Origin of the sequence: Flavobacterium aquaticum (assembly GCF_003259835.1) — a bacterium.
GTDB classification, from domain to species: domain Bacteria; phylum Bacteroidota; class Bacteroidia; order Flavobacteriales; family Flavobacteriaceae; genus Flavobacterium; species Flavobacterium aquaticum.
Window position 1 is genome coordinate 361,987 of the sequence record NZ_QLMI01000002.1, and the last position, 24,894, is coordinate 386,880.

The following is a 24,894-nucleotide window of genomic DNA, read 5'->3' on the forward strand; positions in this document are numbered from 1 at the left end:
TAGTTTTCAGTCTCAGTTTTCAGTCTCAGTTTTTAGCCTCAATTTGAACTACTGATGACTGCGACTGTGACTGACCACTATTTTTTTTCGGTGCAAAAATACATTTTATAAAACTTTTATAAAACTAATCTTTAAAATATAGTATTCCGTTTGGATTGGCGTAGCCTTTGAAGTTTCCTTTTTCGTCTTCAAGTGTTATATATTCTATAGCTTCTAACAACGAAATTTCTTTTTTTCCACTGCTCATCGTATACCGAATTTCTTTAACAGGATAAGGGTAATAAGAAGGCAATAAGGTTACAACATAATCCGAATTACTGTAGTAACTAATGTAAGCCGAATGCTGGTTTCCTTTTTTAACTCTTAAGAAACTTTGATTTTCTGAATTGAATTCGATACTATCAAACTCAATCGGTAATTTTATTTCTTTTGCATCAGCAGTTGTTCCCAATAATTTTTCCGAAATTAATCCGTACAAATTGTTTTTCTTTACCAAAAAAACTTGTTCTTTTACCATAGGTATTATGGTATATCCGACTTTTATCTCTTCATATTCAAATGGTAAAACAACATTGTGTTTAGTATCAATAACACCATATTTCATCGTTTTGGTCTTCTTGTCTATAATTCCAACTTTGAAATAATTTTTTAAACTATAATTAAATTTCTTTTCAGAATTCATTGGTTCTAAGAAATCATATTCCACACTTTTTTGAAATGGGAATTGGTACACTAAACCGTATTTATTTTTCTTTTGGTAAATAATATAATTAAAGTATGATTGTGTGGAATCAGAAAATGATTTTTCGTCTACTATAAGGCCTTTTGATTTAAAAATTTCTATTTTATCTGCTTTGATAGGGAATTTTACAGTCTTTTTACTTTTGGTAACATTATTAGAAACCTCAACTTCTATTTGGTTTTCTATTAAAGCATATTTGTAGTAAGAAGTTCCTTTTGGCGTTTTTCTGGTAGTATTCCCTCTTCCTGGTCCATCTCCACTTCCTGAGCCAGTTCCCGAAAAAGCTCTAGGCTCTTCAACAACCATTTCACTATCTATGTTGGGAACTGCAATACTAGTATCATAATCATCGTATCTGTTTTTCTTCTTACCCGAATTATCTAAAATATACTGACTATCTTTTTTCTCATCTAAAAGAATGATTTGACTTCCTTCTACTCTAAAATATTTAGTTTCAACTGCACTGGTTGCCGTTTGTTTTACATAAGCAATTGCTAATTCTTCTTTTGACTTTTTATTATCTAACTCAATTGAAAAAAAATCTTTAATTATGTAACTTAACTTGTTTTTATTATAATAATCGAGGTTTACTAACGATTCTTTTCCTTCTAAATCTCTTAGATAAAAACCAATAATAAAACTATTCTCATAATGATCATTTCCTTTAATTGCCTTTAAAAAAGAAAGGGGGTTATTGATGAGTAATTCACCATTAGTATAATATAAATATTGTGTTTCTTTTTTATTTGTATCCTTTTTTACAGCGATAAGTAAATTATTTGGCAAGTAATACAGCTTTTGAAAATCCACAGGAATTACATTTTTGGAACCAATATAAACTCCCGAATTATTTCCTGAACTAACTTCAAAAAAAGTAATTCCTTTGCTTTTATCTTTTTTAATCGCATCATACTTTGGAGCTACTAAAACCGTTGCATTTTCATCACACAATCCCCACAAATTTCCTTCTCGATAAGGAAAAATATTTTCTTGTGCCATCAAGGTTAGTGCAAAAAAGAATAAAAGTGCCGAAATCTTATATCGTAATGTCATTTTTATGAATTTAAAGCTTCAAATTTACTGATTATAAATACTAAAGTTAAAACTTTGTTGTTATATTCTATGTAAACAAAATTTCTTTACTATTTTTACGGCTTAAATAGAATTATATGGCATCATCTTTTGAAAATTACAACAAACGACGTTTGATATCTTCTTACTTTTCGGTAGTATTGAGTATCTTTTTAGTATTGTTCCTATTAGGAGCTTTAGGACTTTTTGTAATTAATTCGAAAAAGATAACTAACGATTTTAAAGAAAACATACCTATGACTGTTTTCTTTGATAACGATGCAAAAGACTCCACTATTAGCGCTTTTGACACTGAATTGAAAAACGCTAAATTCATCAAAGAATATGCTTTTGTTCACAAGGATAGTGCTGCTAAAAACAATGTAGATATCGTAGGAAAAGATTTTATGGAGTTTTTAGGATTCAACCCGCTTCAAAATTCATTTGACATACACTTAAAAGGTGATTACGTTAATGCAGATAGTATCAAGAAAATTGAACGTAACATTCGTAAAAACGAAATGGTTTCGGAAATTATCTACGATAAAGAATTGGTTGACATGGTAAACGAAAACGTAACAAAAATCACGTTTTGGATTTTAATTATCAGTGGAATTTTAACGGTTGTAGCGATGTTGTTAATCAACAGTTCTATGCGATTATCGATTTACTCACACCGATTCACTATTAAAACCATGCAAATGGTAGGCGCTACAAAATCGTTCATCAGAAAACCATTTATTTGGAGAAGTATTAAATTAGGATTGATCGGTTCTGGATTAGCAATTATCGGAATTATTGCTTTGGTTATTTATGTAGATGGATTATTCCCAAGTTTAGGCATTGCAAAAGATTACGTTTCTCTTGGAATTGTTATTACAGGTGTTTTAGGAATTGGAATTCTAATCACTTGGATTAGTACTTTCTTTGCAACTCAACGTTTCTTAAATTTAAAAACAGACGATCTTTATTAGTATTCAGTGTTCCATAAAAAGTGTTCAGTGAATTAAAAAAAATATAAAAATGGAAAATAACAACAAACCCGAATTTCTTTTTGATAAAGTAAATTATAAAATTCTTTTAGTTGGATTAGCTGTGATTGCGCTTGGATTTATCCTAATGAGCGGTGGCGGAAGCGAAGATCCAAATGTATTCAATGGTGAAGAATTATTTAGTTTTAGAAGAATTCGTTTGGCTCCAACTGTAGTTTTAATTGGATTCGGAATTACGATTTATTCGATTTTAAAAAATCCGAAGAAGTAATACTTTATGGATGTTTTACAAGCCATTATTCTTGCCATTATTGAAGGAATAACCGAATTTTTACCTGTTTCCTCAACGGGTCATATGATTATTGCTTCGTCTTTTTTTGGCATTGCACAAGACGATTTTACTAAACTTTTTACAATTGTAATTCAGTTAGGAACGATACTTTCTGTAATTGTTTTATATTTCAAACGCTTTTTTCAATCGCTTGATTTTTACTTTAAATTATTTGTTGCTTTTATTCCTGCCGTAATTTTCGGATTATTATTAGGTGATTTTATAGATAGTTTATTAGAAAACCCTATCACAGTAGCGGTTTCTTTAATAATAGGTGGCTTTTTATTATTGAAAGTTGACGAATGGTTTGGCAATTCGGAAGGAACTGAAATTTCCTATTTAACCGCTTTTAAAATTGGTTTGTTCCAATGTTTAGCGATGATTCCAGGTGTTTCTAGAAGTGGCGCTAGTATTGTAGGCGGAATGACACAAAAATTATCACGAACAACTGCAGCCGAATTTTCATTTTTCTTAGCAATCCCAACCATGTTAGGAGCCACTTTGAAAAAATCATACGATTATTATAAAGATGGTTTTGTACTTTCAGACGACCAAATTAATTTATTAATTATTGGAAATGTGGTCGGATTCATTGTAGCCTTAATCGCTATCAAATCATTCATCGGATTTTTAACCAAACACGGATTTAAAATTTTTGGTTATTACCGAATTATTGCTGGAATTGCAATATTATTAATTCATTTCTTCGTACAAAAATTAACTATTATCTAATGAATGCCGAAGAAATTTTAGCTGGAAAAGTTCTTTTAATAGACAAACCCTTGAAATGGTCTTCCTTTCAAGCGGTGAACAAATTGAAATACATTTTAAAACGCAAATACGATTTACCTAAGAAATTCAAAATTGGTCATGCCGGAACTTTAGATCCATTAGCAACTGGTTTATTGATTATTTGTACTGGTAAATTCACCAAAAACATTACCGAAATTCAAGCGCAAGCCAAAGAATATACCGGAACAATTATGGCTGGAGCTACTACTCCATCATACGATTTAGAAACCGAAATTGACGCCACTTTTCCAACAGAACATATTACAGAAGCCTTAATTTTAGAAACCACAAAACAGTTTTTAGGTGAAATCGACCAAAAACCACCTGTTTTTTCTGCTATTAAAAAAGACGGAAAACGTTTGTACGAACACGCGCGCGCTGGCGAGGAAGTAGAAATTCAATCCAGAAAAACTACGATTTACGAATTTGAAATCACTAGAATTCAATTACCAGAAATCGATTTTAGAGTAAAATGTAGCAAAGGAACATACATTCGTTCGTTAGCTTATGACTTTGGATTAGCGTTACAATCGGGCGGACATTTAACGGCGCTTCGAAGAACAAAAATTGGCGATTATTCGGTTGAAAACGCAATTACTCCTGATGATTTTGAACAATTGCATCAAGATGAAAAATAAAACTTTACTTCTATTTTTTCTTTTATTCCAATTTAGTTTTTCACAAAACGTAAAACTAAAAACAGGCGATATTTTATTTCAATCGATGAATTGCGGACCACTTTGCGAAGCAATTAACGAAGTTACAGAAGGTTATCAAGGGAAAGATTTTAGCCATTTAGGAATGGTTTACATCAAAAACGATTCGATTTTCGTAATTGAAGCCGCTGGAAAAGCAGTAAAAGTAACACCATACGAAACCTTTAAAACCTACACAAAAGAAGAAATGTTTGTAGGAAGATTAAAAAGAAAATACCGAAAATACATTCCGGAAGCCATTTCGTTTTCATTACAACAAGTTGGTGTTCCTTATGATGACGAATATTTGTACGATAATGGAAAATACTATTGCTCGGAATTAATTTATGATGCGTTTTTGCATTCGTATAAAAAACCATTGTTTGATTTATTTCCGATGACATTCAAATCGCCAAAATCGAATGAGTATTTTGAAGTTTGGGCAGATTATTACAAGAAACTAAAAATGGAAATCCCAGAAGGGCAACTTGGTTGTAACCCTGGTGGAATTTCCACTTCTGATAAGTTGAATATTATTGGAACAATTGAATGATTTTTGTTTCACAAAGTCTCACAATGTTTAATAAAAAATCTGTTTTAATCAGCGTTGTGAAACATCTGTGTCATCTGCATTCAATTTTTTAACTCAAAACTTGCTCATGCATTTCCAAAATTTCATTCTGAATCGAAATTCCTTTGTCGTGTAAATACCATTTTTGTAATTCAATTTTTGCAGGTTCATCAACTACTCCGTGAGCGGCTTTGTAATCTAAAATCAATTGTTTAGCACCATGAGGTCTTGGACCCCAATCCGCTACAACTTCTAAAGTTTCGGCATCTAAAAGGATTAATTTTGGAATCGCTTTTCCTCCATTCGTTAAAAAATGTTGCATTAAAGCATCATTATCATCACGTAAAGCAATTTTTAATTCCACCTTATCTGTTACTTCAGCCATTTTGTAAATTACAGGAACAATTTGAGCTGCATCTCCACACCAACCTTCGCTTAGTACTAACCAAATGTACTTTTTATCTAAATTTTGCAGTTTAGTTTTCACTTCATTAGTAACCTCAATAGTTTTTTCCAAACGATTCATTCTCGTTTCGTTCAATTCTGAATATTTTAATAAATCATCTGACTGTGTGTGACCTGTAGATTTACCCTCAGCAATTAAATTGGTTACTTTTTTTCGGTAATCGGCAAAAGAAAAACTATTTTCTAGTGCTTGTTTTATAGTATTTATCATCTTCTTAACTTTATTTGGCAAATTTAATTCTATTTTTGGTAATAATATGTAAGAAATGTTACACATGGAAAATTCGTCAAAATCTATCGGAATTGTATTGTCAGGTGGTGGTTCTAAAGGAATTGCTCATGCTGGTGCTTTGCAATTTTTAACTGAACAAGGCATCCAACCTTCTTGCATTGCTGGAACAAGTGCAGGTGCTATTGTAGGCGGATTATTTGCTTTTGGAAAAACGCCAGAAGAAATTCTAGAATTCTTCAAATCGGTTTACTTTTTTCATTGGAAACATTTTACGTTCAAAAAAGCTGGATTGATTGATTCGGAATCCTTTAAAAGTTATTTTACTGAAATGCTTGGAGAAACTACCATTGGTGATTTAAAAATTCCGGCTTACATCACGGCAACCGATTTGGTTAAAGGAAAACTCAAAATTTTTAATTCCGAAACAAAACTTATCGATGCCATTTTAGCTTCTTCATCTTTTCCGGGAATGCTGTCTCCTTATGAAATCAACAACAAATTGTATAGCGATGGTGGTATTTTGAATCATTTCCCAACCGACATTATACAAGGAAGATGCGATTATTTGATTGGAGTTTATGTGAGTCCAATTCAAAACATAGAATCAAAAGATTTAAAATCAATAAAATCCGTTACAAGTAGAGCCTTTGATTTGTTGTATGCGAATTACAATTATCAAAAATTCAATTTGTGTGATTGGATTATCGAACCTAAAGAGTTGGCCAATTATAGTACGTTTGAAACTAGTAAAACAAAGATGGATACCATTTTTGAGATTGGATATAATGAAGCAAAAAAATCATTTGAAAATTTAGCAACATAAATGTTAAAACATTTTTTTTTAGAAAATAGCTATTTAACTATATTTGCACCACAAATAATACAACACACGATGAAGTACAAAAGAATTCTTCTAAAATTAAGCGGTGAAGCTTTAATGGGTGATAGACAATATGGAATTGACCCACAACGCTTAGCTGAGTATGCTGCCGAGATAAAACAAATTCATGATAAAGGTGTAGAAATTGCTATTGTTATTGGTGGTGGAAACATTTTTAGAGGTGTAGCTGGTGCAAGTAACGGAATGGACAGAGTGCAAGGTGATTATATGGGAATGTTAGCAACAGTTATTAACGGAATGGCGCTACAAGGCGCTTTAGAAGAAGCCGGAATGCAAACGCGTTTACAAACCGCTTTAAAAATTGAAGCTATTGCTGAACCATATATCAAAAGAAGAGCAACGCGCCATTTAGAAAAAGGAAGAATTGTAATTTTTGGTGCTGGAACAGGAAATCCTTATTTTACGACTGATACGGCTGCAGTTTTAAGAGGAATTGAAGTAGGTGCTGACGTAATTTTAAAAGGAACTCGTGTAGATGGTGTTTACACTTCTGACCCAGAAAAAAATGCGGATGCAGTTAAATTTGACTTTATTTCATTTGAAGATGTATTAGCAAAAGGATTAAATGTAATGGATACAACAGCTTTTACATTGAGTCAAGAAAATAAATTACCTATTATCGTATTTGATATGAATAAAGATGGTAACTTATTAAAAGTGTGCGAAGGAGAAACTATCGGAACAACAGTAACAATATAGTACAAAGTACAAAATTAGAAGTACGAAGTAAAAATTTAGAGATATGACAGAAGAGATTAACTTTATTTTAGACAGTGCAAAAGAAGCCATGAATGGTTCGATTGCTCATTTAGAAAAAGAATTCTTAAATATTAGAGCTGGAAAAGCTTCTCCACAAATGTTAGGTGGTGTTTTTGTGGATTATTATGGTTCGCAAACGCCTATTTCGCAAGTAGCTAATATCAATGCTCCTGATGCGAGAACATTAACTGTTACGCCTTGGGAAAAAAATATGTTGGGTCCAATTGAAAAAGCAATTATGATTGCTAATTTAGGGTTAAACCCAATGAACAATGGTGAAAACATTATCATCAACATTCCTGCTTTAACAGAAGAAAGAAGACGTGACTTAGTAAAACAAGCAAAGCACGAAGCGGAAGAAGCAAAAATTGGTATCAGAAACCACAGAAAAGATGCGAATACGGATATCAAGAAAGAAGAAAAAAATGGAACAGCAGAAGACATCTGCAAAAAAGCAGAAGAAGATGTTCAAAAGTTAACGGATTCATTCATCAAGAAAATTGAAGAACTTTTAGCTGTTAAAGAAGCTGAAATCATGAAAGTATAAATTTAAGTCCCGATTAACACTCGGGATTTTTTATTTTGAATATATTTGTAAAAAATCAACCTCTAAATGAAATACTTTTGGCTTTTTTTGTGCTTTATTATCACCAGTAGTTTAGTAGCGCAAACCAAAATAAAAGGACAAATTATCGACTTTGATTCAAAAGTACCTATTGCCTTTGCTTCTATAACTTATAACAATAAAAAATTCAATGCCGACTGGGAAGGAAAATTTTCAATCGAAGTAAAAGATTACAAACTTCCTATAAAAGTTAATTTCAAAGGCTATTATGAAAAAATAACCTATCCAGAACCGAAGGTTGCTAATATAATAATCAAGTTGATAAACGATCTAAACGAAAAAAAAACCGAAATTCATTCAGACCACTCTGTAAATAACATTGTTAAGAAAGTAATTGAAAACCGAAAATCAAATGACCCTGAAAAGGCCTTATCGAGTTTTCAATATAAAAACTACGAATACATTCATGTAACAGCAAATCCTGATAGTATTTCTTCTAAAATTGATACCATTTACAAAAAGAGACTTTTTAGAAAAACTTTAGTTAAACTAGATTCATCAAACTACAGATTTAAAAAATTCTCAGAAAGACAACATTTGTATCAAACCGAGAAAGTTAATTTAATTCAGCACAATCAATATCAAAGCAAAGAAACCGTTTTAGCTACTAGAATGGCTGGTTTTGAACAACCGGTTTATGAATATCTTGGACTGAAATTAATATCCTATTCAGTATATGAAAACCCTTTTGAGATTTTGGAAACGCCTGTACAAAATCCTATTTCTAATTTTGGCCGTAATCTTTATAATTATAAATTAATTGATACCGTAAAAATAGAAGGGAGAAATGCTTACCGAATTTACTTTGAGCCTAAAAAACTAAATGCTAATCGACTAAGAGGATTACTTTATATCGATACTCAAAATTACGCCATTTGTAAAGCCTATTTTCGCATTTATGGTATCGTAAATATCAATGCAACTTACACTTTTGATTACAGAAAAGATTTTGATATATGGTTTCCAAAAAACAGAAAATTCAAAGTTTCAAAAGGAAACAATCAAGATGATATTAAAATTTTAGGCGGAACCATAAAATTTAGTTCTGATTTAGATGAAATAGAAAGTAAAAATGCAACTGACCAAGCCTATATTTCCATTGAATCTACTCCTTTTGATATTGAGATTAACAAACCTATCACGATAACTAAACCAAGAGTAAAAATTGAAATTCCGCAATCGAGTTTAAAACAAGACAACGATTATTGGAACAAATTTAAAAAAGACTCACTCGATAAAAGAAAACTTCGCACCTATATTTCAATCGATAGCTTATCGCTTTCAGAACGAATTGAGCATAAATTATTTTTAGGAAGAAAAATTATCAACGGCTATTTTCCAGTTTCTATATTTGATATCGATTTAAGAAGTATTGTAAAGTATAATAATTTTGAAGGTTTTAGATTAGGAGCTGGAGCAGTAACTAATTCTAAACTTTCTGAAAAATATAAAGTAGCTTTCTACGGTGCTTACGGATTAAAAGATGATGAATTCAAATATGGAATTACACCATCTTATTTAGCACATAAAAACTCTGAAACTTGGGTGAGTGCTTCCTATTCTGATGATATTAGCGAGATTGCACAAACAAGTTTTGTAACTGATTCGCGACGATTTAAAATTTATGACCCGCGACCAATCAATATTTCTACTTTTTACAACAACAGAATGAGTTCAATTTTTGTAGAAAGTAAATTTCTGCCTAAAACATCGAGTTATTTTGGAGTTTCTCATAATCAAATCGAACCTCTTTTTGATTATACTTTTGTAAATGACGGAAAATCATACACTAATTACAATATAACTGCCGTTCAATTGGCTTTCCAATGGAATCCATTTAGCAATTATATGCAAACCCCTATGGGAAAAATTGAATATGAAAAACGCCATCCAAAGTTTTCACTTCAACTTACACAAACCATTCCAGGCGTATTAGAAAATGATTTTGCTTTCTCAAAAATAGATTTCAAAACATTTTACGAATTGCCTTATTTATCAGGACAAAAAAGTTCAGTTCTGTTACAAACAGGAATAGCATTTGGCGATGTTCCTATTACACATTTGTATAGTATTGTTCCTAATAATTTAAATCGTGAAGCCATTTTACAGCGAGTAACTTTTGCTGGAAAGAACAGTTTTGAAACCATGTATTTTAATGAATTCTTCTCTAATCAATACGCTTCTTTACAATTAAAACATACGTTTAACAAAATTCGTTTAGGTTATAAAATCAATCCCGAGTTTACGGTGGTAACCCGAATGGCTTTTGGATCAAATAACGACGACAATCAACATCTTGGCATTACATACAATACTATGGAAGATGGTTTTTTTGAAAGCGGTATTGAATGCAATAAAATTTACAAAGGAATTGGCTTAGTAGCTTTCTACAGATACGGTCCATACCAATTAGCTAACTTTGACGATAACATAGCCATTAAAGTTTCTTACTATTTAGATTTAGGACTTTAAAATTAACTTAATTGTTACGTTCTAAACCAATAAATTAAGTAAGATTTACTACCTTTGCACCCTAATTTTTGAGAGATGTTAAAGTGGTTAAGTACCAGTTTTTGGGATTATATTGCCAGTAAAATTTTAAGAAACCGCGTTTTTCTTTTAATCCTTATTTTACTATTCACAATTTTTATGAGTTTTCAGTGGAAAAACATGCGTTTTACCTTCACTGAAGCTAACTTATTACCTGATGATCATGAGGTAAATGTTCAGTACAACTCGTTTTTAGAAAAATTTGGCGAAGAAGGAAATTTAGTAGTTCTAGGATTTAAAGACAAGAATTTCTTCACAGAAAAAAACTATAAAGCTTGGGAAAAATTTGTTTCCGAAATAAAAAAAGACAAAGCAACTGAACTTACTCTTTCTATTGAAGATTTACGCGTATTAGAGAAAGATACAATTGCTCAAAAATTCAAACTTGTCCCTTTTGTAAATAACGATAGTATTTCTGATGCTTATTTAAAAACTAAAGAAAAAGAGTTCTATAACGACTTACCTTTTTACGAAGGCATGTTGTTTAACAAAGAAAGTGGCGCTGTTCGTTTTGCAATTTACATGGACAAAAAAATTGTAAACACGCCTGCTAGAAAAGCATTCATAGAGAAACATCTTAACCAAGAAAAAATAAGTGCATTTGAAAAAGAAACCGGATTAGATCTTCGCGTTTCGGGAATGCCATACATTAGAACATTAAACGCAAACAGTATTATTGGCGAAATTGGATTGTTTGTAGGCGCCGCACTTGGAATTACTTCTTTGTTGTTCTTCTTCTTCTTTAGAAGTTTCAGAGCAACTATGATTTCTATGTTTGTGGTAATTATTGGCGTAATGTGGTCATTTGGAACACTGGGTTTATTACATTATGAAATTACGGTTTTAACAGCAATTATTCCACCACTAATTATTGTAATTGGTATTCCCAACTGTATTTTTCTTATCAATAAATACCAACAAGAAATTAAAAATCACGGCAACAAAGCAAAATCGTTACAACGTGTTATTTCAAAAGTAGGAAATGCTACTTTAATGACTAACTTAACTACTGCCGCTGGTTTTGGAACATTCATTTTTACAGATAGTACGCTACTGAAAGAATTTGGAATTGTTGCTTCCTTAAACATTGTTTTCTTGTTTATTTTATGTTTAATCATCATCCCAATTGTTTACAGTTATATGCCAATGCCAAAAGAAAAACACTTGGCGCATCTTGGTAAAAACTATATGGCTGCTTTCATGAATTGGATCGAAAATACCATTAGACATCATCGTGTAGCGGTCTTTTCAACTGCAATTGGAATTTTAGTTTTAGGGATTATTGGAATTTATCAAATTACTGTTTCAGGAAGTATTATTGAAGATATGCCTAAAAAAGCACCTTTCTTTAAAGATATTGTATTCTACGAAAAAGAATTTGACGGCGTTATGCCATTAGAAATTGTAATAGATACAAAAAGACCAAAAGGCGCTTTAAAATCGGTCACTTTAAAACGAATTGAAGAACTTCAAGAAACCATTATTGAAATTCCTGAATTATCAAAACCTGTTTCTATCGTTAATTTGGTTAAATATTCTAAACAAGCTTACTATAACGGAAATCCAGAATTTTACGAATTACCAACAAAGCAAGAAGAAGCGTTTATTTTGTCCTACATCAAAAATTCTACTCAAAAAGGAAATGAAAACATGCTGAAAAGCTATGTAGATAGTACAGGTCAATATGCTCGTATTACCACTTTTATGCGAGATATTGGCACCGATAAAATGCAAAAAATAGAGGAACGATTACAAGATAAAATCAATCACATTTTTCCAAAAGAACGCTATGAAGTTTCTCTAACCGGAAAAGCCTATGTTTTTGAAAAAGGAACCCATTATTTAATTGACAATTTAGTACAATCGCTACTTTTTGCTATTGTGTTGATTTCGTTATTAATGGCTTACATGTTCCGTTCGTTCAAAATGATTATTGTATCATTATTGCCAAATATTTTACCTTTAGTAATGACAGCAGGATTAATGGGCTTCTTAGGAATTCCAATTAAACCATCAACTATTTTAGTATTTAGCATTGCTTTCGGAATTTCTGTTGATGATACGATTCACTTTTTGGCCAAATATCGTCAGGAATTAAAAGCAAACGATTGGAAAATAAAACGCTCTGTTTACAGCACATTAAAAGAAGCCGGAATTAGTATGTTTTACACTTCTGTAGTATTGTTTTTTGGATTCTCTGTATTTACGCTTTCAGATTTTGGAGGAACCGTTGCCTTAGGTGGATTGGTTGCAACAACTTTGCTATTTGCCATGCTGTCTAACTTAATTTTATTACCAGCTTTATTGCTTTCGTTAGACAAAACCATTGCCAACGAACAAGAATTCTTAGAACCAACATTAGATATTTTAGCAGAAGATATTGAAGAAGAAAATTCAAACGAGAAATAGTATATTTGCATTATAAATAATAAATCGAAATGAAACACTCAAAAGTAATAGACCTTTTAAACAGCACGAAAACATTACATGAAGTAACAGCAAAAGGTTGGGTTAGAACATTTAGAAACAATCAATTTATTGCGTTGAACGATGGTTCAACCATTCATAATATTCAGTGTGTGGTAGATTTTGAAAACACACCAGACGAAACTTTAAAAAGAATTACGACTGGAGCTGCAATTTGCGTTACAGGAACTTTGGCAGAAAGCCGTGGTGCTGGACAAAAAGTAGAGATTCAAGTAACGAAATTAGAAATTTTAGGCGATAGCGATGCGGAGAAATTCCCAATGCAACCTAAAAAACACTCGTTAGAATTCTTACGTGAAAACGCTCATTTACGTGTAAGAACCAATGCTTTTGGTGCTATTATGCGTGTGCGTTCAACTTTAGCGTTTGCAGTACATCAATATTTTCAAGAAAAAGGATTTTTCTATGTGAATACACCAATTATTACTGGTTCTGATGCTGAAGGTGCTGGAGAAATGTTCCAAGTAACTTCTTTACCAATTGACGGTTCTGCTCCAAGAAACGAAGACGGCAGCATCAACTACAAAGAAGATTTCTTCGGAAAACAAACCAATTTAACCGTTTCTGGACAATTAGAAGGTGAAACTTTTGCTATGGCTTTAGGTCAAATTTATACATTTGGACCAACATTCCGTGCAGAGAATTCAAACACTTCGCGTCACTTAGCAGAGTTTTGGATGATTGAACCAGAAGTTGCTTTCAACGATTTAGCGGATAACATGGATTTGGCGGAAGATTTCATCAAATACGTTATCAAATATACCGTTGATAAATGTGGAGATGATTTAAAATTCTTAGAAGCAAGACTTTTAGAAGAAGAAAAATCAAAACCACAAGCAGATAGAAGCGAAATGACGCTTTTAGAAAAATTAAGTTTCGTATTAGATAACAACTTCAAACGTGTTTCTTATACCGAAGCTATTGATATTTTAAAAGATTCAACGCCAAACAAAAAGAAAAAATTCCAATACATCATTAACGAATGGGGTGCTGATTTACAAAGTGAGCACGAACGTTTCTTAGTAGAAAAACACTTTAAATGTCCGGTAATTTTATTTGATTATCCAGCAAAAATTAAAGCGTTTTACATGAGATTAAACGACAACACTGAGCCAGGAAAAGAAACCGTTAGAGCAATGGATATCTTATTCCCTGGAATTGGAGAAATTGTTGGTGGTTCGCAAAGAGAAGAGCGTTACGATGTATTAGTAGAAAAAATGAAAGCCTTAGGAATTGACGAAGAAGAACTTTGGTGGTATTTAGACACTAGAAGATTCGGTTCGGCAGTTCACTCAGGTTTCGGATTAGGTTTTGAAAGACTGGTGCTTTTTGTAACCGGAATGGGTAATATTAGAGACGTAATTCCTTTCCCAAGAACACCACAAAACGCAGAATTCTAAAAATAGTTGTTTCAAGTTTCAGGTTTCAGGTTGTCTTTGTTAAGCAACTTGAAGCTTGAAACCTTAAACTTTAAACAAAAAAATGCTTAAACACAGTTTACAATTCAAATTATCTCAAAAATTATCGCCTCAACAAATTCAGTTGATGAAGTTAATTCAATTGCCTACGCAAGCATTTGAGCAACGTCTTCAGGAAGAATTAGTTGAGAATCCTGCTTTGGAAGAAAGTAGCAAGGAAGATAATTACGATTTAGATGATTATGGAAGTGACACTGATGATTACGACGATTACGATAACGAACACATCGATACAGGCGATATCAACATTGACGAATATTTAAGCAATGATGAAACGCCAGATTACAAATACCAAACCAACAATTATAGCGATGATGACGAAGACAAAACGATGCCATTTGCGGCTCCAGTAAGTTTTCATCAAGATTTAATCAATCAGTTGAATACTTTTATTTTGACTGATGACGAGCGTGATATTGCTGAGTTTTTGGTGGGAAGTATCGACGACATGGGTTATATCAGACGCACAATTCAAGATATTGTTGATGATATGGCTTTCACTCAAGGTATTTATACTGATGAAACTACGGTTGAACGTATTTTACATTTGGTACAAGAATTAGAACCAGCAGGAGTTGGAGCACGTGATTTACAAGAATGTTTATTGTTGCAATTAAAGCACAAAACACCATCGGATTCTGTCAATTTAGCTATTCAAGTGATTGAACAGCAATTTGAAGCTTTTACCAAAAAACACTACGATAAATTATTGCAAAAATTTGATGTTTCGCAACAACAACTTCGCAAAGCCATTGACGAAATCGAAAAACTAAATCCAAAACCAGGAGGAAGTTTCGACGGTAATCAAAAAATGGTAGAACACATTGTTCCTGATTTTACGATTCGAATTGTTGATGGAGAATTAGAACTTTCGTTAAACGGAAGAAATGCACCAGAATTGCACGTTTCTAAAGATTATCAGGAAATGTTACAAAGTTATAAAGACACTTCTGAAAAATCTAGTTCACAAAAAGATGCAGTGCAATTTATCAAACAAAAATTAGATTCGGCAAAATGGTTTATTGATGCCATTAAACAGCGTCAGGAAACATTATATGTCACCATGAATGCGATTATGTTTTATCAGCAAGAATACTTTTTAGAAGGAGAAGAAACCAAACTTCGCCCGATGATTTTAAAAGATATTGCCGATATGGTTGGTTTAGATATTTCAACAGTTTCTCGTGTGGCGAATAGCAAATATGTTGATACACCTTATGGAACAAAATTAATCAAAGAATTCTTCAGCGAATCAATGACAAACGATCAAGGTGAAGAAGTTTCAACTATCGAAATTAAAAATATTTTACAACAAGTTATTTCTGAAGAAGATAAGAGAAAACCTTTACCAGACGATCAATTAGCTGAAATTTTAAAGGAAAGAGGTTATCCAATTGCCAGAAGAACCATCGCAAAATATCGCGAGCAATTAGATATTCCAGTAGCGCGTTTGAGAAAGAAAATCTAACAGAGTATTATGGATTTAAAGAAAATATTACCTGTTTTTTCGTATATTTTTCATCCCATATTTGTTTCCATTTATGGTACTTTATTCTTCTTTTTAATTGCCAATTCCTTCTTTTATAACTCACAAATCATTGTAACGTTAATTCAAGTAACAATTCTTACTTTACTATTACCATTATCGATGTATTTTTTATTTCGATCATTAGGAATTGTGAGTTCGTTTACCGAAGCAAGTATTAGTGAAAGAAAAATGCCAATAGCCGTTCAAGCGATTTTGTTATTTGTTTTGATAAAATTCAGCGTTTCGAGAGATACTGTTTCCGAATTATATTTCTTTTTTCTTGGTGGATTTTTAAGCAGTGTAATCGTGTTAGCGAGCGTTATTTTAAAATTCAAAGCAAGTTTACACATGATTGGAATTAGCGCTTTAACGTGCTTTATTTTTGGCTTAAGCATGTATTACCAAATGCCTTTTGTAAATCTTATTGCTTTTTGTATTGTTTGCATTGGATTGGTAGCTTCTTCGCGATTATACATGAAAGCACACACCTACACAGAACTTATTGCTGGAATTATTATTGGAGCTGGACCACAGGTGTTTTTGTATCAGTATTGGTTATAAAATATAAAACATCAAGCCAACTTTCAATGTCGTAACATCATTCTCTGTAGTGGTTTTATTTTTATCAAAAAAAGGATTCAAGCCATAATGAATATAAGCATTCCATGTGTTAAATCCGAAAGTTAGATACGTTGCGTATTGAAATTTATTTAATAAATCATTGATGTTTTCAGTCCCAGAACCTAAATCTCCATCATATTTAAACTTTCCGTTTATCAAATAACTCGCCATAAATCCTCCGTAAATTCTCCAAAATTTATGACTGTCAGGTGTTGCATTACGCCATCGCAACTCTAACGGAAAATCAACATAATGCAATATGATTCTACTTTTTACGATTTCAGTATCTGTACTATTAGAAATAGAAGAAAAATTGATATTTTGCTTCAAATCATTAAACGAATAACCAATACCTGGGGCAATAGCCCAATGTCTGTTTTCTGATATAGGAAAGTCTCTTAAAAACCCAGCAGATAATCCAGTTGAGAAAGAATACTGACTAAAATTGTCGGGTTTATTTTGAAGAAAATTATATGAAATAGAAACATAAAATTGATCTTCTCGAAAAAGAGAATCAACAACAGGTTTTGTATCAGATTGAGAAAACCCAATTGAAACAAAAAATAGAAAAAAAAGGGATACTAATAATCGCATTATATTTTTTTATAAAAATAATAAAAAAAGGTACGCAATTGCGTACCTTTTTTAAGTTATAACATAAAAATACTATTCAACAGGATTTCCTTTTGCTGTTGTATAATTTACTTTTAATTGATCTATTTTACGCAATTCTAATTTAATAGCACCAACTAATCCCATTTTAACGTCCTTGTCGATTTTTAATGAGGCAGTTAGATATTTTTCATCTTCAGAGTTACGCTGAGCTCTTTCCGTTATAATAAAGTTTCTGATTTCTGAAGGCGATGCCATTTTATCAGCTAATTGAATACGATCTGAACCTCCAAGAGTAGCTCTGTAGCGCTCACTTGGTTTACCAGCGTATATATACATTACATATTCTTTCTTATGTAATTTTGCAGTTTGATTTGCTTTTGGTAATGTATTTTCAATTTTTAAATCAGTATCTTTCATGGTAGTAGCCGTCATGAAGAAGAACAAAAGCATAAATACAATATCTGGTAAAGATGCTGTTGAAATTGCAGGAGTTCCCTCCGTATTTTTCTTTTTAAATTTAGACATACTTTCTTAATATTATATAATTATTTTTTTGGCTCTGCTTCTGAAAGTCTCATAGGAAATAATTCCTGAATCTTTTTTACTTTCGGCTCTAAATCTTCAACTAAACCTTCGGTAGCTTTAGAAGCTGGATCATTATAAATGTATTCCATTTCTGTAAAAGTCATACCATAACGCTTCTTACATTCTCTATCTCTTAAAAAGTTATATGCAGCAACAAGTTCATTTTGAACTGCAATATAAGTTTCATAAGTAGTTTGCCCATCATTATTTAATGAAATTACCGCATCACCAGGACTATCTGATGAGTTAGGATCTTTTTTTCCATTACAATAAGTACAAATACCTTTTCCATTATTTTCAAGAAAATCAATAGCAGTTTGTCTTAAGTCTTTGATGTCAACCAATTTTTCTTCTACAAGAAGTTGATTGTCTTTATTTACTAAAACTGTTAAAATATTTCTTTCATTAATAGGCGGAACAGGTGGGTTCTCTTCATAACGAGGTAAGAGTCTATTAATTCCTTGATCTACTCCAATTGTAGTAGTAACTAAAAAGAAAATTAAAAGTAAGAATGCAATATCTGCCATAGAACCAGCATTCACTTCTGGCGGTGCACCTCTTTTTTTACCCATGATTTATTATTTTTTAAATTTTGAAAATCCAGTCCAACCTAATACTGCTACTGAAACAAAAGCAAGTATATAGAAGGTATTCAAACTAGTACTAATTAATTTTGAAGAAAATGAAGAAATAACTCCACCATCTTTTAATTTAACCTCTGTACTGTCTGCAAGTATAAATGCAATTAATACAATTGCAGCAAACAATCCTACAGAAATAAGGGCTCTTCTTAACTGTTCTTTGTGTGTAATTAAGTTTTTAAATACAAAATACACTACTGAAAAGAAAGCAATCGCCATTGCTAAATAGGATACATATATAAAGTAATCTACAATATAAGAATTATTCTCCATTGAAATCTCCATACCTAATGCAGATACGAATAAAATAGAGGCAATAATACCAATTATAATTACTAAAATTTTTGAAATTTTGTATACGTTCATAACAACAATTTGTTAATGTATTATTTATTTAATTTCTCTTTGAAGTAATCAGACAACATATCAACTAAGCTGATAGAAGCATCTTCCATATCATTAACGATAGAGTCAATTTTAGCTGTGATATAGTTGTAGAATACTTGAAGAATCATCGCTACGATAAGACCAAATACCGTTGTTAATAACGCTACTTTAATACCTCCAGCTACTAATGATGGCTCCATAGATCCTGCTGACTCAATTTGGTCAAACGCAACAATCATACCAATTACCGTTCCTAAGAATCCTAACATCGGTGCAAGAGCGATAAATAAAGAAACCCAAGATACGTTTTTCTCTAATTGACCCATTTGAACACCACCGTAAGCAACGATAGATTTTTCAGCAGATTCTAAACCATGAGAAGAACGCTCTAAACCTTGATAATAGATAGACGCAACTGGACCAGCTGTATTTTTAGCTACTTCTTTAGCAGCTTCAATTCCACCTGAGTTTAATGCTGATTCGATATCAGAAACGAATTTTTTAGTATTGATAGTTGAAAGGTTTAAATAGATAATTCTTTCAATAGCAATTGCTAAACCTAAAATTAAACACAATAATACTGGTGACATCCAAATTGGATCTCCTTCAATAAAACGTTTTTTCATTGATTGAGTAAAAGTAGCTTCTTCAGCTACAGCCTCGTCAGTTGTTGCTGTCGCCTCATCAGTTGTTGCTTCAGCTGAAGTAGTATCAGCAACTTGTTCTGTAGCAGGAGCTGCTGCTTGAGTTGAATCTTGAGCTTGAACATTTCCAAAAGTCATAAGCCCCGTGATTGCTAAAATAGAAAATAATCTTTTCATCGCTTTTGTTCTTAAAATTAATTAGTTAATTGGGTTTAAAGATATAAAAATATTTATAAAATTTTTAAAATTAATATCATTCTGCAGAGAGGAAGGGATTCGAACCCTCGATACCCTTGTGGAGTATACACACTTTCCAGGCGTGCGCCTTCGACCACTCGGCCACCTCTCTATCGAAACGACACTCGATTTTAAGGGTGCTAAATAACGCAAAAAATATCACGTATAAAAATTTTAAATGTTATTTTTAAAACATTTCTCCTCGAATTCCTGTTTCAAAAATGGTCTTAAACACATTATGAGACACATTTTGCCCTAAAAGATACATCAATTTTGTAATTGCAGCTTCGGTAGTAATGTCTTTACCAGATATAACACCTATATTTTTTAACTGTGTACTAGTTTCATAATTCCCCATCGAAACACTACCTCCACTACATTGTGTAACGTTGATAATGTGAATATTATTGTGAATTGCTTGCTCTAAAGTCTGCACAAACCAATCTTCAGTTGGAGCGTTTCCAGAACCATAGGTTTCTAAAACAATTCCTTTTAAATTAGGAATTGTAAAAAAAGCGGTTAAAACCTTCTGATTAATACCTGGGAAAATTTTTAAAATTGCCACATTATCATCAAAATCAGTATGTACTTTTAGCTTTTTTGTCGCTTTTTGTTTCAGAATAACGTCATAATTTACTTTCAAGTGCACACCAGATTCCGCTAATTCAGGAAAATTGGGTGATGTAAAAGCATTAAAATGTTCGGCGCTGATTTTTGTAGTACGATTTCCTCTGTATAATTTGTATTCGAAATACAAACACACTTCTTGAATTACTGGTTTTTTATTTTCTTGAAGCGAAGCTACTTGAATTGCTGTAATCAAATTTTCTTTCGCATCAGTTCTTAAATCGCCAATTGGCAATTGCGAACCCGTGAAAATTACTGGTTTTGCCAAGTCTTCTAACATAAAACTTAATGCAGAAGCACTGTACGACATAGTATCCGAACCATGTAAAACTACAAATCCATCAAATTTTGAATAATTTTCCTCGATAATTTTGGCCATTTTTTGCCAATTGGAAATATTCATATTCGAAGAATCGATTGGCACATCAAACGAAATAGTTTCTATTTGACAATCTAATAAATGTAATTCTGGAATTCGGCTTAACAACTCATTAAAATCAAAAGCTTTTAAAGCTCCTGTTTCAAAATCTTTTACCATTCCGATGGTTCCACCGGTGTAAATTAAAAGTATTTTTGGTTTATGAGATGTCATTCGTGTATTTCAATTTATTCACAACTGGATTAGCATACATCGCCAAGAAACCTTCTCTCATGGTTTCATTATCGGCATCAATTCGCATTTCTAATCTTCTTTCAAACAATTGACGTTCTTTTTCGTTGTACAAATGTGCAAATCGAGTTGTTTTGTATAAAATATCGTAAGCAATAAAGTTCGTTGGCCATAATTTATACGATTGCAAAATAGAATCATCAATTACTTGTGCCAAAGCTTGAATTTGCTTGTTATTATTGTCGTTTTCCGCAATAATTTTTTCGTATTCGTTTTCTAAAACATCGCCTACATGAATGTGAATACGTTTCTTCTGCCCAATGATTCCACTTAATAACGTAATGAAATCTTCGTTTTTCTCCTTAATATATACTTCGTCTTTAGAAAGTGCAATTAATTGCGGCATTTTCAAAGCATCTGTTGGATCATATTCATACGAAATGGAAACAGGAACAATTTTTAATTTCTTGAAAAAGTCCATAATTCTGGCTTCATCATTTGCCATCCCTAACATTTTCAGAACACCTTGATGCGTTGCATCATTCCCATCTTTAGTTCTTCCTTCGCGTTGGGCAATCCAAACCGAACGATTTTCTTTAGACAATAAATGATACATATATTCCGCCATCAATTTAGAGCTTTGCAATAATTCTCTTGGCGATAATCCTCTTTGAACTAAGAAATTTCTGTTCAATTTTGATAGTTTCAACAAGAAATCTTTCTGTACCAAATTATCTCCAATGGCCGAAGCCGTCATCACCAAACCATGATCAATTAAAGAAACATTCAATAAAGAAGTATCTAAAATAATATCGCGGTGATTGGAAATAAATAAATATGAAGTATTAGGCTCTAATTTTTCAAAACCAGAAGTAGTAAGTCCTTCCGAGCTTCTTTCTAAAACTCTTTGTATGGATTGATAAACAAAATTTACTTGGAAATCACGGATAGAATGCGTTCTACTCAATTGTTCTTTCCAAACTTCATCTTCTAATTCTGGAAACGTAAAATCCATCATAGCCTTCATCATAGGATGATGCAACAAAGACTTTAAAGCTTCGTTTACTTCAGAATCATAATAAGGGCGAATAGAATCGAACTTTGTCATATTTATTTTGAAAACAATTCACAAAAGAACAAAAATTTTATGAATTGAAACTCTATTTTAGGTTAAATTCCGAAAATTTGTTTTGAATTTTCAGTAGTGATTCTTGCAATTTCTTCAACAGATAACTGATAAATTTCAGCTAACTTTTGCGCTACCAATAAAGTATAACTACTTTCATTTCGTTTTCCACGATATGGAACTGGCGCTAAATATGGCGAATCGGTTTCTAAAACGATGTGCTTCAAATCGATTTCATTTAAAAATTGGTCGATTTTTCCGTTTTTAAAAGTAGCTACTCCTCCAATTCCTAATTTCATTCCTAACGAAATCGCTCTTTGGGCTTGACCCAAATCACCCGTAAAACAATGAAATATACCGAATAAATCATCCGATTTTTCACTTTCTAACACTTCGAAAACCTCATCAAAAGCATCACGACAATGAATATTGATACCTAGTTTATACTTTTTTGCTAATTGGATTTGGTGCTTGAAAGCGTGTTGTTGTTCTTTCAAAAAAGTTTTATCCCAAAACAAATCGATTCCGATTTCTCCAACCGCATAAAATTTTCTCGAAGCTAATTCTTTTTCTACATGCGCTAACTCTTCCAAATAATTTTCCTTCACATATGTTGGATGTAAACCCATCATTAGAAACACATTTTCGGGATATTGGCTTTCTAATTCGTACATTTTAGATGTGTAATTAGAATCTATTGAAGGCACGAAAAAACGAGAAACACCAGCATTGATGGCTCTTTGCATCATCTCGTTGCGATCTAAATCGAATTCTTCTGAATATAAATGCGAATGGGTATCGGTAAGTATCATTTGTTGATTGGGTTACAAAGTGGCAAAGTTACAAAGTTTGATTCAGAAATTTGATTTACTTTTGAAGTATGGAAGATTTACAAGACTTTTTAAAAGGAAAAAAATACAAAAAGATAAAATTTACCGTGCTGAAAACCCAACATTTATTAATCAAAGGAAAGATAAATGGCGTAAAAGGTAACTTTATTTTAGACACCGGAGCGAGTAACAGTTGCGTAGGATTTGAAAGTATTGAACACTTCAAATTAAATGCGCAATTTTCAGAAACCAAAGCCGCTGGTGCTGGCGCTACTGGAATTGAAACACAATTGGCAAAAAATAACGAAATTCAATTAGGCAGATGGAAAAACCACAAATTCCACTTAATTGTTTTTGATATGAGTCACGTAAATGATGCGCTTCGTCATTACAAAACCAAACCTGTTGATGGTATTATTGGTGCTGATGTTCTGCTAAAAGGAAAAGCTATTATTGATTATAGCAATCATTGTTTGTATTTGAAATAACTAATTCGAATGGTTTTTCTTCAGTGTTCGGTAAGCTAAAATCGTGCTAATCAACATAAAAATTCCTCCCAAAATAAAGGGTGCTCCTGGGAATAAAAAAGGCGCTTCATCGTGAGTAAAATAATAAAAAACGGATGCCATCATCGGCGGACCTACGATTGAAGAAGCGCTCATTAAACTCGTTAAAGTTCCTTGAATTTCGCCTTGTTCTGATGGAGGTACTTGTTCAGAAACTACAGCTTGTAAGGCTGGTCCAGCGATTCCTCCTAAACAGTAAGGAATTAAGAAAACAAACATCATCCAGCTTTCAGTTGCAAAAGCAAACAAAAACATTCCGATAGTATATAACGCTAATCCGAAATAGATACTTTTTACATTTCCGATTTTTGGATTGATCCAACGAATCAATCCTCCTTGAACAATTCCTACTAATAATCCGATGACTCCAAGGGAAATTCCTACCATTTTTTCAGTCCAATTAAATTGGTACATGGTAAAATAATTCCAGTTACTTTGTACCGCATGTGAACCTACATAAAGAACAAAAATAGCCAATACTAATCCGATTAAATTTGGGTATTTTTTCAAATGTAAAAAAGCTCCAATTGGATTGGCTCTTTTTAATTCAAATGGTCTTCTTTTATCTTTATCTAAAGATTCTGGAAGAATAAAATAACCGTATAAAAAGTTTAGCATACATAAAATAGCCGCAGCAATAAAAGGAATTCTCGTCCCAAATTGCCCTAACAATCCTCCTAAAACTGGACCAATAATAAATCCTAATCCAAAAGCCGCTCCCATCAATCCAAAATTCTTAGCTCTGTTTTCGTGCGTACTAACATCGGCAATATAAGCAGAAGCTGTTGTGAAACTTGCTCCAGTAATTCCAGATAAAATTCTACCAACAAATAACCATGTAATTGTAGGCGCAAAGGCTAACAATAAAAAATCTAAAGAAAAGGCGAACAAAGAAGTTAATAATACAGGACGTCTTCCATACTTATCACTTAAATTTCCTATCACGGGCGCAAAAATAAATTGGGTAATCGCATAAGCGAAAGTTAACCAACCTCCATATTTTGCAGCTTCGCTAATATCGCCATTGATTAGTTCTTTGATTAAATTTGGGATTACAGGAATAATAATTCCCCATCCAATAACATCTAACAAAACGGTAATAAAGATGAAACCAACGGCTGCTTGCTTCTTAGATTTTTTCATAGCTTAATTTTGATTTACAAAGAAAAGAAAAATCCCAAACTCT

At 32.2% G+C, this 24,894-nt stretch carries 25 protein-coding genes and 1 tRNA gene; 14 read left to right on the forward strand and 12 right to left on the reverse strand.

Annotation, left to right across the window (positions count from 1 at the left end):
- Nucleotides 1-124: 124 nt before the first annotated feature.
- The gene (locus B0I03_RS04515; RefSeq protein ID WP_111566264.1) at nucleotides 125-1,795 is read right to left on the reverse strand and encodes a WG repeat-containing protein; all 1,671 of its coding nucleotides are present in this window, start codon (nucleotides 1,793-1,795) and stop codon (nucleotides 125-127) included.
- Nucleotides 1,796-1,911: 116 nt separating this feature from the next.
- Between B0I03_RS04515 and B0I03_RS04520 the strand changes: the two genes are divergently transcribed.
- The 5 genes from B0I03_RS04520 to B0I03_RS04540 are packed head-to-tail and all read left to right on the forward strand — an operon-like array spanning nucleotide 1,912 to nucleotide 5,176.
- Nucleotides 1,912-2,787 carry a cell division protein FtsX gene (locus tag B0I03_RS04520; protein WP_111566265.1) on the forward strand — a complete coding sequence of 292 codons (876 nt, stop codon included), beginning with the start codon at nucleotides 1,912-1,914 and terminating at the stop codon, nucleotides 2,785-2,787.
- Between the two features lie 49 nt (nucleotides 2,788-2,836).
- The gene (locus tag B0I03_RS04525) at nucleotides 2,837-3,076 is read left to right on the forward strand and encodes a DUF3098 domain-containing protein (protein ID WP_111566266.1); all 240 of its coding nucleotides are present in this window, start codon (nucleotides 2,837-2,839) and stop codon (nucleotides 3,074-3,076) included.
- 6 nt (nucleotides 3,077-3,082) lie between these two features.
- Nucleotides 3,083-3,868 carry an undecaprenyl-diphosphate phosphatase gene (locus B0I03_RS04530; protein ID WP_111566267.1) on the forward strand — a complete coding sequence of 262 codons (786 nt, stop codon included), beginning with the start codon at nucleotides 3,083-3,085 and terminating at the stop codon, nucleotides 3,866-3,868.
- Nucleotides 3,868-4,566 (forward strand): tRNA pseudouridine(55) synthase TruB, encoded by a 699-nt coding sequence (truB, locus tag B0I03_RS04535; RefSeq protein ID WP_111566268.1) that lies wholly within the window; start codon nucleotides 3,868-3,870, stop codon nucleotides 4,564-4,566. The genes B0I03_RS04530 and truB overlap by 1 nt, the downstream gene beginning before the upstream one ends.
- The gene (locus B0I03_RS04540) at nucleotides 4,556-5,176 is read left to right on the forward strand and encodes a YiiX/YebB-like N1pC/P60 family cysteine hydrolase (RefSeq protein ID WP_111566269.1); all 621 of its coding nucleotides are present in this window, start codon (nucleotides 4,556-4,558) and stop codon (nucleotides 5,174-5,176) included. The genes truB and B0I03_RS04540 overlap by 11 nt, the downstream gene beginning before the upstream one ends.
- Before the next feature lie 88 nt (nucleotides 5,177-5,264).
- On the opposite strand, the gene B0I03_RS04545 is transcribed toward B0I03_RS04540, so the two are convergent.
- Nucleotides 5,265-5,870 carry a thioredoxin family protein gene (locus B0I03_RS04545; protein WP_111566377.1) on the reverse strand — a complete coding sequence of 202 codons (606 nt, stop codon included), beginning with the start codon at nucleotides 5,868-5,870 and terminating at the stop codon, nucleotides 5,265-5,267.
- Nucleotides 5,871-5,934: 64 nt separating this feature from the next.
- Between B0I03_RS04545 and B0I03_RS04550 the strand changes: the two genes are divergently transcribed.
- From B0I03_RS04550 to B0I03_RS04585, 8 genes are all read left to right on the forward strand, one after another.
- Entirely contained in the window at nucleotides 5,935-6,714 is a 780-nt protein-coding gene (locus tag B0I03_RS04550) for a patatin-like phospholipase family protein (protein WP_111566270.1), read from the forward strand.
- A 69-nt stretch (nucleotides 6,715-6,783) separates the two neighbouring features.
- Nucleotides 6,784-7,491: a UMP kinase gene (gene pyrH / locus B0I03_RS04555; protein WP_026724473.1), complete on the forward strand. Its 708-nt coding sequence runs from the start codon at nucleotides 6,784-6,786 to the stop codon at nucleotides 7,489-7,491.
- Nucleotides 7,492-7,534: 43 nt separating this feature from the next.
- Nucleotides 7,535-8,098 carry a ribosome recycling factor gene (gene frr / locus B0I03_RS04560; RefSeq protein ID WP_111566271.1) on the forward strand — a complete coding sequence of 188 codons (564 nt, stop codon included), beginning with the start codon at nucleotides 7,535-7,537 and terminating at the stop codon, nucleotides 8,096-8,098.
- Nucleotides 8,099-8,164: 66 nt separating this feature from the next.
- The gene (locus tag B0I03_RS04565) at nucleotides 8,165-10,648 is read left to right on the forward strand and encodes a DUF5686 family protein (protein WP_111566272.1); all 2,484 of its coding nucleotides are present in this window, start codon (nucleotides 8,165-8,167) and stop codon (nucleotides 10,646-10,648) included.
- 75 nt (nucleotides 10,649-10,723) lie between these two features.
- Nucleotides 10,724-13,135 carry an efflux RND transporter permease subunit gene (locus B0I03_RS04570; protein WP_111566273.1) on the forward strand — a complete coding sequence of 804 codons (2,412 nt, stop codon included), beginning with the start codon at nucleotides 10,724-10,726 and terminating at the stop codon, nucleotides 13,133-13,135.
- A gap of 29 nt (nucleotides 13,136-13,164) precedes the next feature.
- The gene (gene asnS, locus B0I03_RS04575; RefSeq protein ID WP_111566274.1) at nucleotides 13,165-14,613 is read left to right on the forward strand and encodes an asparagine--tRNA ligase; all 1,449 of its coding nucleotides are present in this window, start codon (nucleotides 13,165-13,167) and stop codon (nucleotides 14,611-14,613) included.
- Between the two features lie 82 nt (nucleotides 14,614-14,695).
- Nucleotides 14,696-16,159, forward strand: a complete 1,464-nt coding sequence (rpoN, locus tag B0I03_RS04580) for an RNA polymerase factor sigma-54 (protein ID WP_111566275.1) — start codon at nucleotides 14,696-14,698, stop codon at nucleotides 16,157-16,159.
- 9 nt (nucleotides 16,160-16,168) lie between these two features.
- Entirely contained in the window at nucleotides 16,169-16,780 is a 612-nt protein-coding gene (locus B0I03_RS04585; RefSeq protein WP_111566276.1) for a hypothetical protein, read from the forward strand.
- Here B0I03_RS04585 and B0I03_RS04590 read toward each other — a convergent pair.
- From B0I03_RS04590 to B0I03_RS04630, 9 genes are all read right to left on the reverse strand, one after another.
- On the reverse strand, nucleotides 16,775-17,434 hold the full coding sequence (locus tag B0I03_RS04590) for a porin family protein (RefSeq protein WP_111566277.1): 660 nt from the start codon (nucleotides 17,432-17,434) through the stop codon (nucleotides 16,775-16,777). The two genes, B0I03_RS04585 and B0I03_RS04590, sit on opposite strands and share 6 nt — an antisense overlap.
- Nucleotides 17,435-17,506: 72 nt before the next feature.
- Nucleotides 17,507-17,980: an ExbD/TolR family protein gene (locus B0I03_RS04595; RefSeq protein ID WP_111566278.1), complete on the reverse strand. Its 474-nt coding sequence runs from the start codon at nucleotides 17,978-17,980 to the stop codon at nucleotides 17,507-17,509.
- 20 nt (nucleotides 17,981-18,000) lie between these two features.
- On the reverse strand, nucleotides 18,001-18,612 hold the full coding sequence (locus B0I03_RS04600) for an ExbD/TolR family protein (protein ID WP_181452341.1): 612 nt from the start codon (nucleotides 18,610-18,612) through the stop codon (nucleotides 18,001-18,003).
- 6 nt (nucleotides 18,613-18,618) lie between these two features.
- A complete protein-coding gene (locus B0I03_RS04605; protein ID WP_111566280.1) occupies nucleotides 18,619-19,047 on the reverse strand; it encodes a hypothetical protein in 429 nt (142 codons plus the stop codon).
- A 20-nt stretch (nucleotides 19,048-19,067) separates the two neighbouring features.
- Nucleotides 19,068-19,889: a MotA/TolQ/ExbB proton channel family protein gene (locus tag B0I03_RS04610; protein WP_111566281.1), complete on the reverse strand. Its 822-nt coding sequence runs from the start codon at nucleotides 19,887-19,889 to the stop codon at nucleotides 19,068-19,070.
- Between the two features lie 84 nt (nucleotides 19,890-19,973).
- Nucleotides 19,974-20,061, reverse strand: a tRNA-Ser gene (locus tag B0I03_RS04615).
- A gap of 75 nt (nucleotides 20,062-20,136) precedes the next feature.
- A complete protein-coding gene (locus B0I03_RS04620) occupies nucleotides 20,137-21,168 on the reverse strand; it encodes an asparaginase (RefSeq protein WP_111566282.1) in 1,032 nt (343 codons plus the stop codon).
- Nucleotides 21,155-22,294, reverse strand: a complete 1,140-nt coding sequence (locus tag B0I03_RS04625; protein WP_111566283.1) for a 1-acyl-sn-glycerol-3-phosphate acyltransferase — start codon at nucleotides 22,292-22,294, stop codon at nucleotides 21,155-21,157. The genes B0I03_RS04620 and B0I03_RS04625 overlap by 14 nt, the downstream gene beginning before the upstream one ends.
- Before the next feature lie 62 nt (nucleotides 22,295-22,356).
- Complete coding sequence (locus B0I03_RS04630) at nucleotides 22,357-23,124, reverse strand: TatD family hydrolase (protein ID WP_111566284.1); 768 nt, start codon at nucleotides 23,122-23,124, stop codon at nucleotides 22,357-22,359.
- 68 nt (nucleotides 23,125-23,192) lie between these two features.
- Between B0I03_RS04630 and B0I03_RS04635 the strand changes: the two genes are divergently transcribed.
- Nucleotides 23,193-23,630, forward strand: a complete 438-nt coding sequence (locus tag B0I03_RS04635; RefSeq protein WP_111566285.1) for a retropepsin-like aspartic protease — start codon at nucleotides 23,193-23,195, stop codon at nucleotides 23,628-23,630.
- Here B0I03_RS04635 and B0I03_RS04640 read toward each other — a convergent pair whose 3' ends face one another.
- Nucleotides 23,631-24,851 (reverse strand): TCR/Tet family MFS transporter, encoded by a 1,221-nt coding sequence (locus B0I03_RS04640; protein WP_111566286.1) that lies wholly within the window; start codon nucleotides 24,849-24,851, stop codon nucleotides 23,631-23,633. It lies immediately after the preceding gene.
- Nucleotides 24,852-24,894 lie beyond the last annotated feature (43 nt).

Excerpts from the sequence above, each read along its gene's own strand:
- B0I03_RS04515 (WP_111566264.1), bottom strand. The coding sequence starts at position 1,795 with ATGACATTACGATATAAGATTTCGGCACTTTTATTCTTTTTTGCACTA.
- B0I03_RS04520 (WP_111566265.1), top strand. The coding sequence starts at position 1,912 with ATGGCATCATCTTTTGAAAATTACAACAAACGACGTTTGATATCTTCT.
- B0I03_RS04525 (WP_111566266.1), top strand. The coding sequence starts at position 2,837 with ATGGAAAATAACAACAAACCCGAATTTCTTTTTGATAAAGTAAATTAT.
- B0I03_RS04530 (WP_111566267.1), top strand. The coding sequence starts at position 3,083 with ATGGATGTTTTACAAGCCATTATTCTTGCCATTATTGAAGGAATAACC.
- truB (WP_111566268.1), top strand. The coding sequence starts at position 3,868 with ATGAATGCCGAAGAAATTTTAGCTGGAAAAGTTCTTTTAATAGACAAA.
- B0I03_RS04540 (WP_111566269.1), top strand. The coding sequence starts at position 4,556 with ATGAAAAATAAAACTTTACTTCTATTTTTTCTTTTATTCCAATTTAGT.
- B0I03_RS04545 (WP_111566377.1), bottom strand. The coding sequence starts at position 5,870 with ATGATAAATACTATAAAACAAGCACTAGAAAATAGTTTTTCTTTTGCC.
- B0I03_RS04550 (WP_111566270.1), top strand. The coding sequence starts at position 5,935 with ATGGAAAATTCGTCAAAATCTATCGGAATTGTATTGTCAGGTGGTGGT.
- pyrH (WP_026724473.1), top strand. The coding sequence starts at position 6,784 with ATGAAGTACAAAAGAATTCTTCTAAAATTAAGCGGTGAAGCTTTAATG.
- frr (WP_111566271.1), top strand. The coding sequence starts at position 7,535 with ATGACAGAAGAGATTAACTTTATTTTAGACAGTGCAAAAGAAGCCATG.
- B0I03_RS04565 (WP_111566272.1), top strand. The coding sequence starts at position 8,165 with ATGAAATACTTTTGGCTTTTTTTGTGCTTTATTATCACCAGTAGTTTA.
- B0I03_RS04570 (WP_111566273.1), top strand. The coding sequence starts at position 10,724 with ATGTTAAAGTGGTTAAGTACCAGTTTTTGGGATTATATTGCCAGTAAA.
- asnS (WP_111566274.1), top strand. The coding sequence starts at position 13,165 with ATGAAACACTCAAAAGTAATAGACCTTTTAAACAGCACGAAAACATTA.
- rpoN (WP_111566275.1), top strand. The coding sequence starts at position 14,696 with ATGCTTAAACACAGTTTACAATTCAAATTATCTCAAAAATTATCGCCT.
- B0I03_RS04585 (WP_111566276.1), top strand. The coding sequence starts at position 16,169 with ATGGATTTAAAGAAAATATTACCTGTTTTTTCGTATATTTTTCATCCC.
- B0I03_RS04590 (WP_111566277.1), bottom strand. The coding sequence starts at position 17,434 with ATGCGATTATTAGTATCCCTTTTTTTTCTATTTTTTGTTTCAATTGGG.
- B0I03_RS04595 (WP_111566278.1), bottom strand. The coding sequence starts at position 17,980 with ATGTCTAAATTTAAAAAGAAAAATACGGAGGGAACTCCTGCAATTTCA.
- B0I03_RS04600 (WP_181452341.1), bottom strand. The coding sequence starts at position 18,612 with ATGGGTAAAAAAAGAGGTGCACCGCCAGAAGTGAATGCTGGTTCTATG.
- B0I03_RS04605 (WP_111566280.1), bottom strand. The coding sequence starts at position 19,047 with ATGAACGTATACAAAATTTCAAAAATTTTAGTAATTATAATTGGTATT.
- B0I03_RS04610 (WP_111566281.1), bottom strand. The coding sequence starts at position 19,889 with ATGAAAAGATTATTTTCTATTTTAGCAATCACGGGGCTTATGACTTTT.
- B0I03_RS04620 (WP_111566282.1), bottom strand. The coding sequence starts at position 21,168 with ATGACATCTCATAAACCAAAAATACTTTTAATTTACACCGGTGGAACC.
- B0I03_RS04625 (WP_111566283.1), bottom strand. The coding sequence starts at position 22,294 with ATGACAAAGTTCGATTCTATTCGCCCTTATTATGATTCTGAAGTAAAC.
- B0I03_RS04630 (WP_111566284.1), bottom strand. The coding sequence starts at position 23,124 with ATGATACTTACCGATACCCATTCGCATTTATATTCAGAAGAATTCGAT.
- B0I03_RS04635 (WP_111566285.1), top strand. The coding sequence starts at position 23,193 with ATGGAAGATTTACAAGACTTTTTAAAAGGAAAAAAATACAAAAAGATA.
- B0I03_RS04640 (WP_111566286.1), bottom strand. The coding sequence starts at position 24,851 with ATGAAAAAATCTAAGAAGCAAGCAGCCGTTGGTTTCATCTTTATTACC.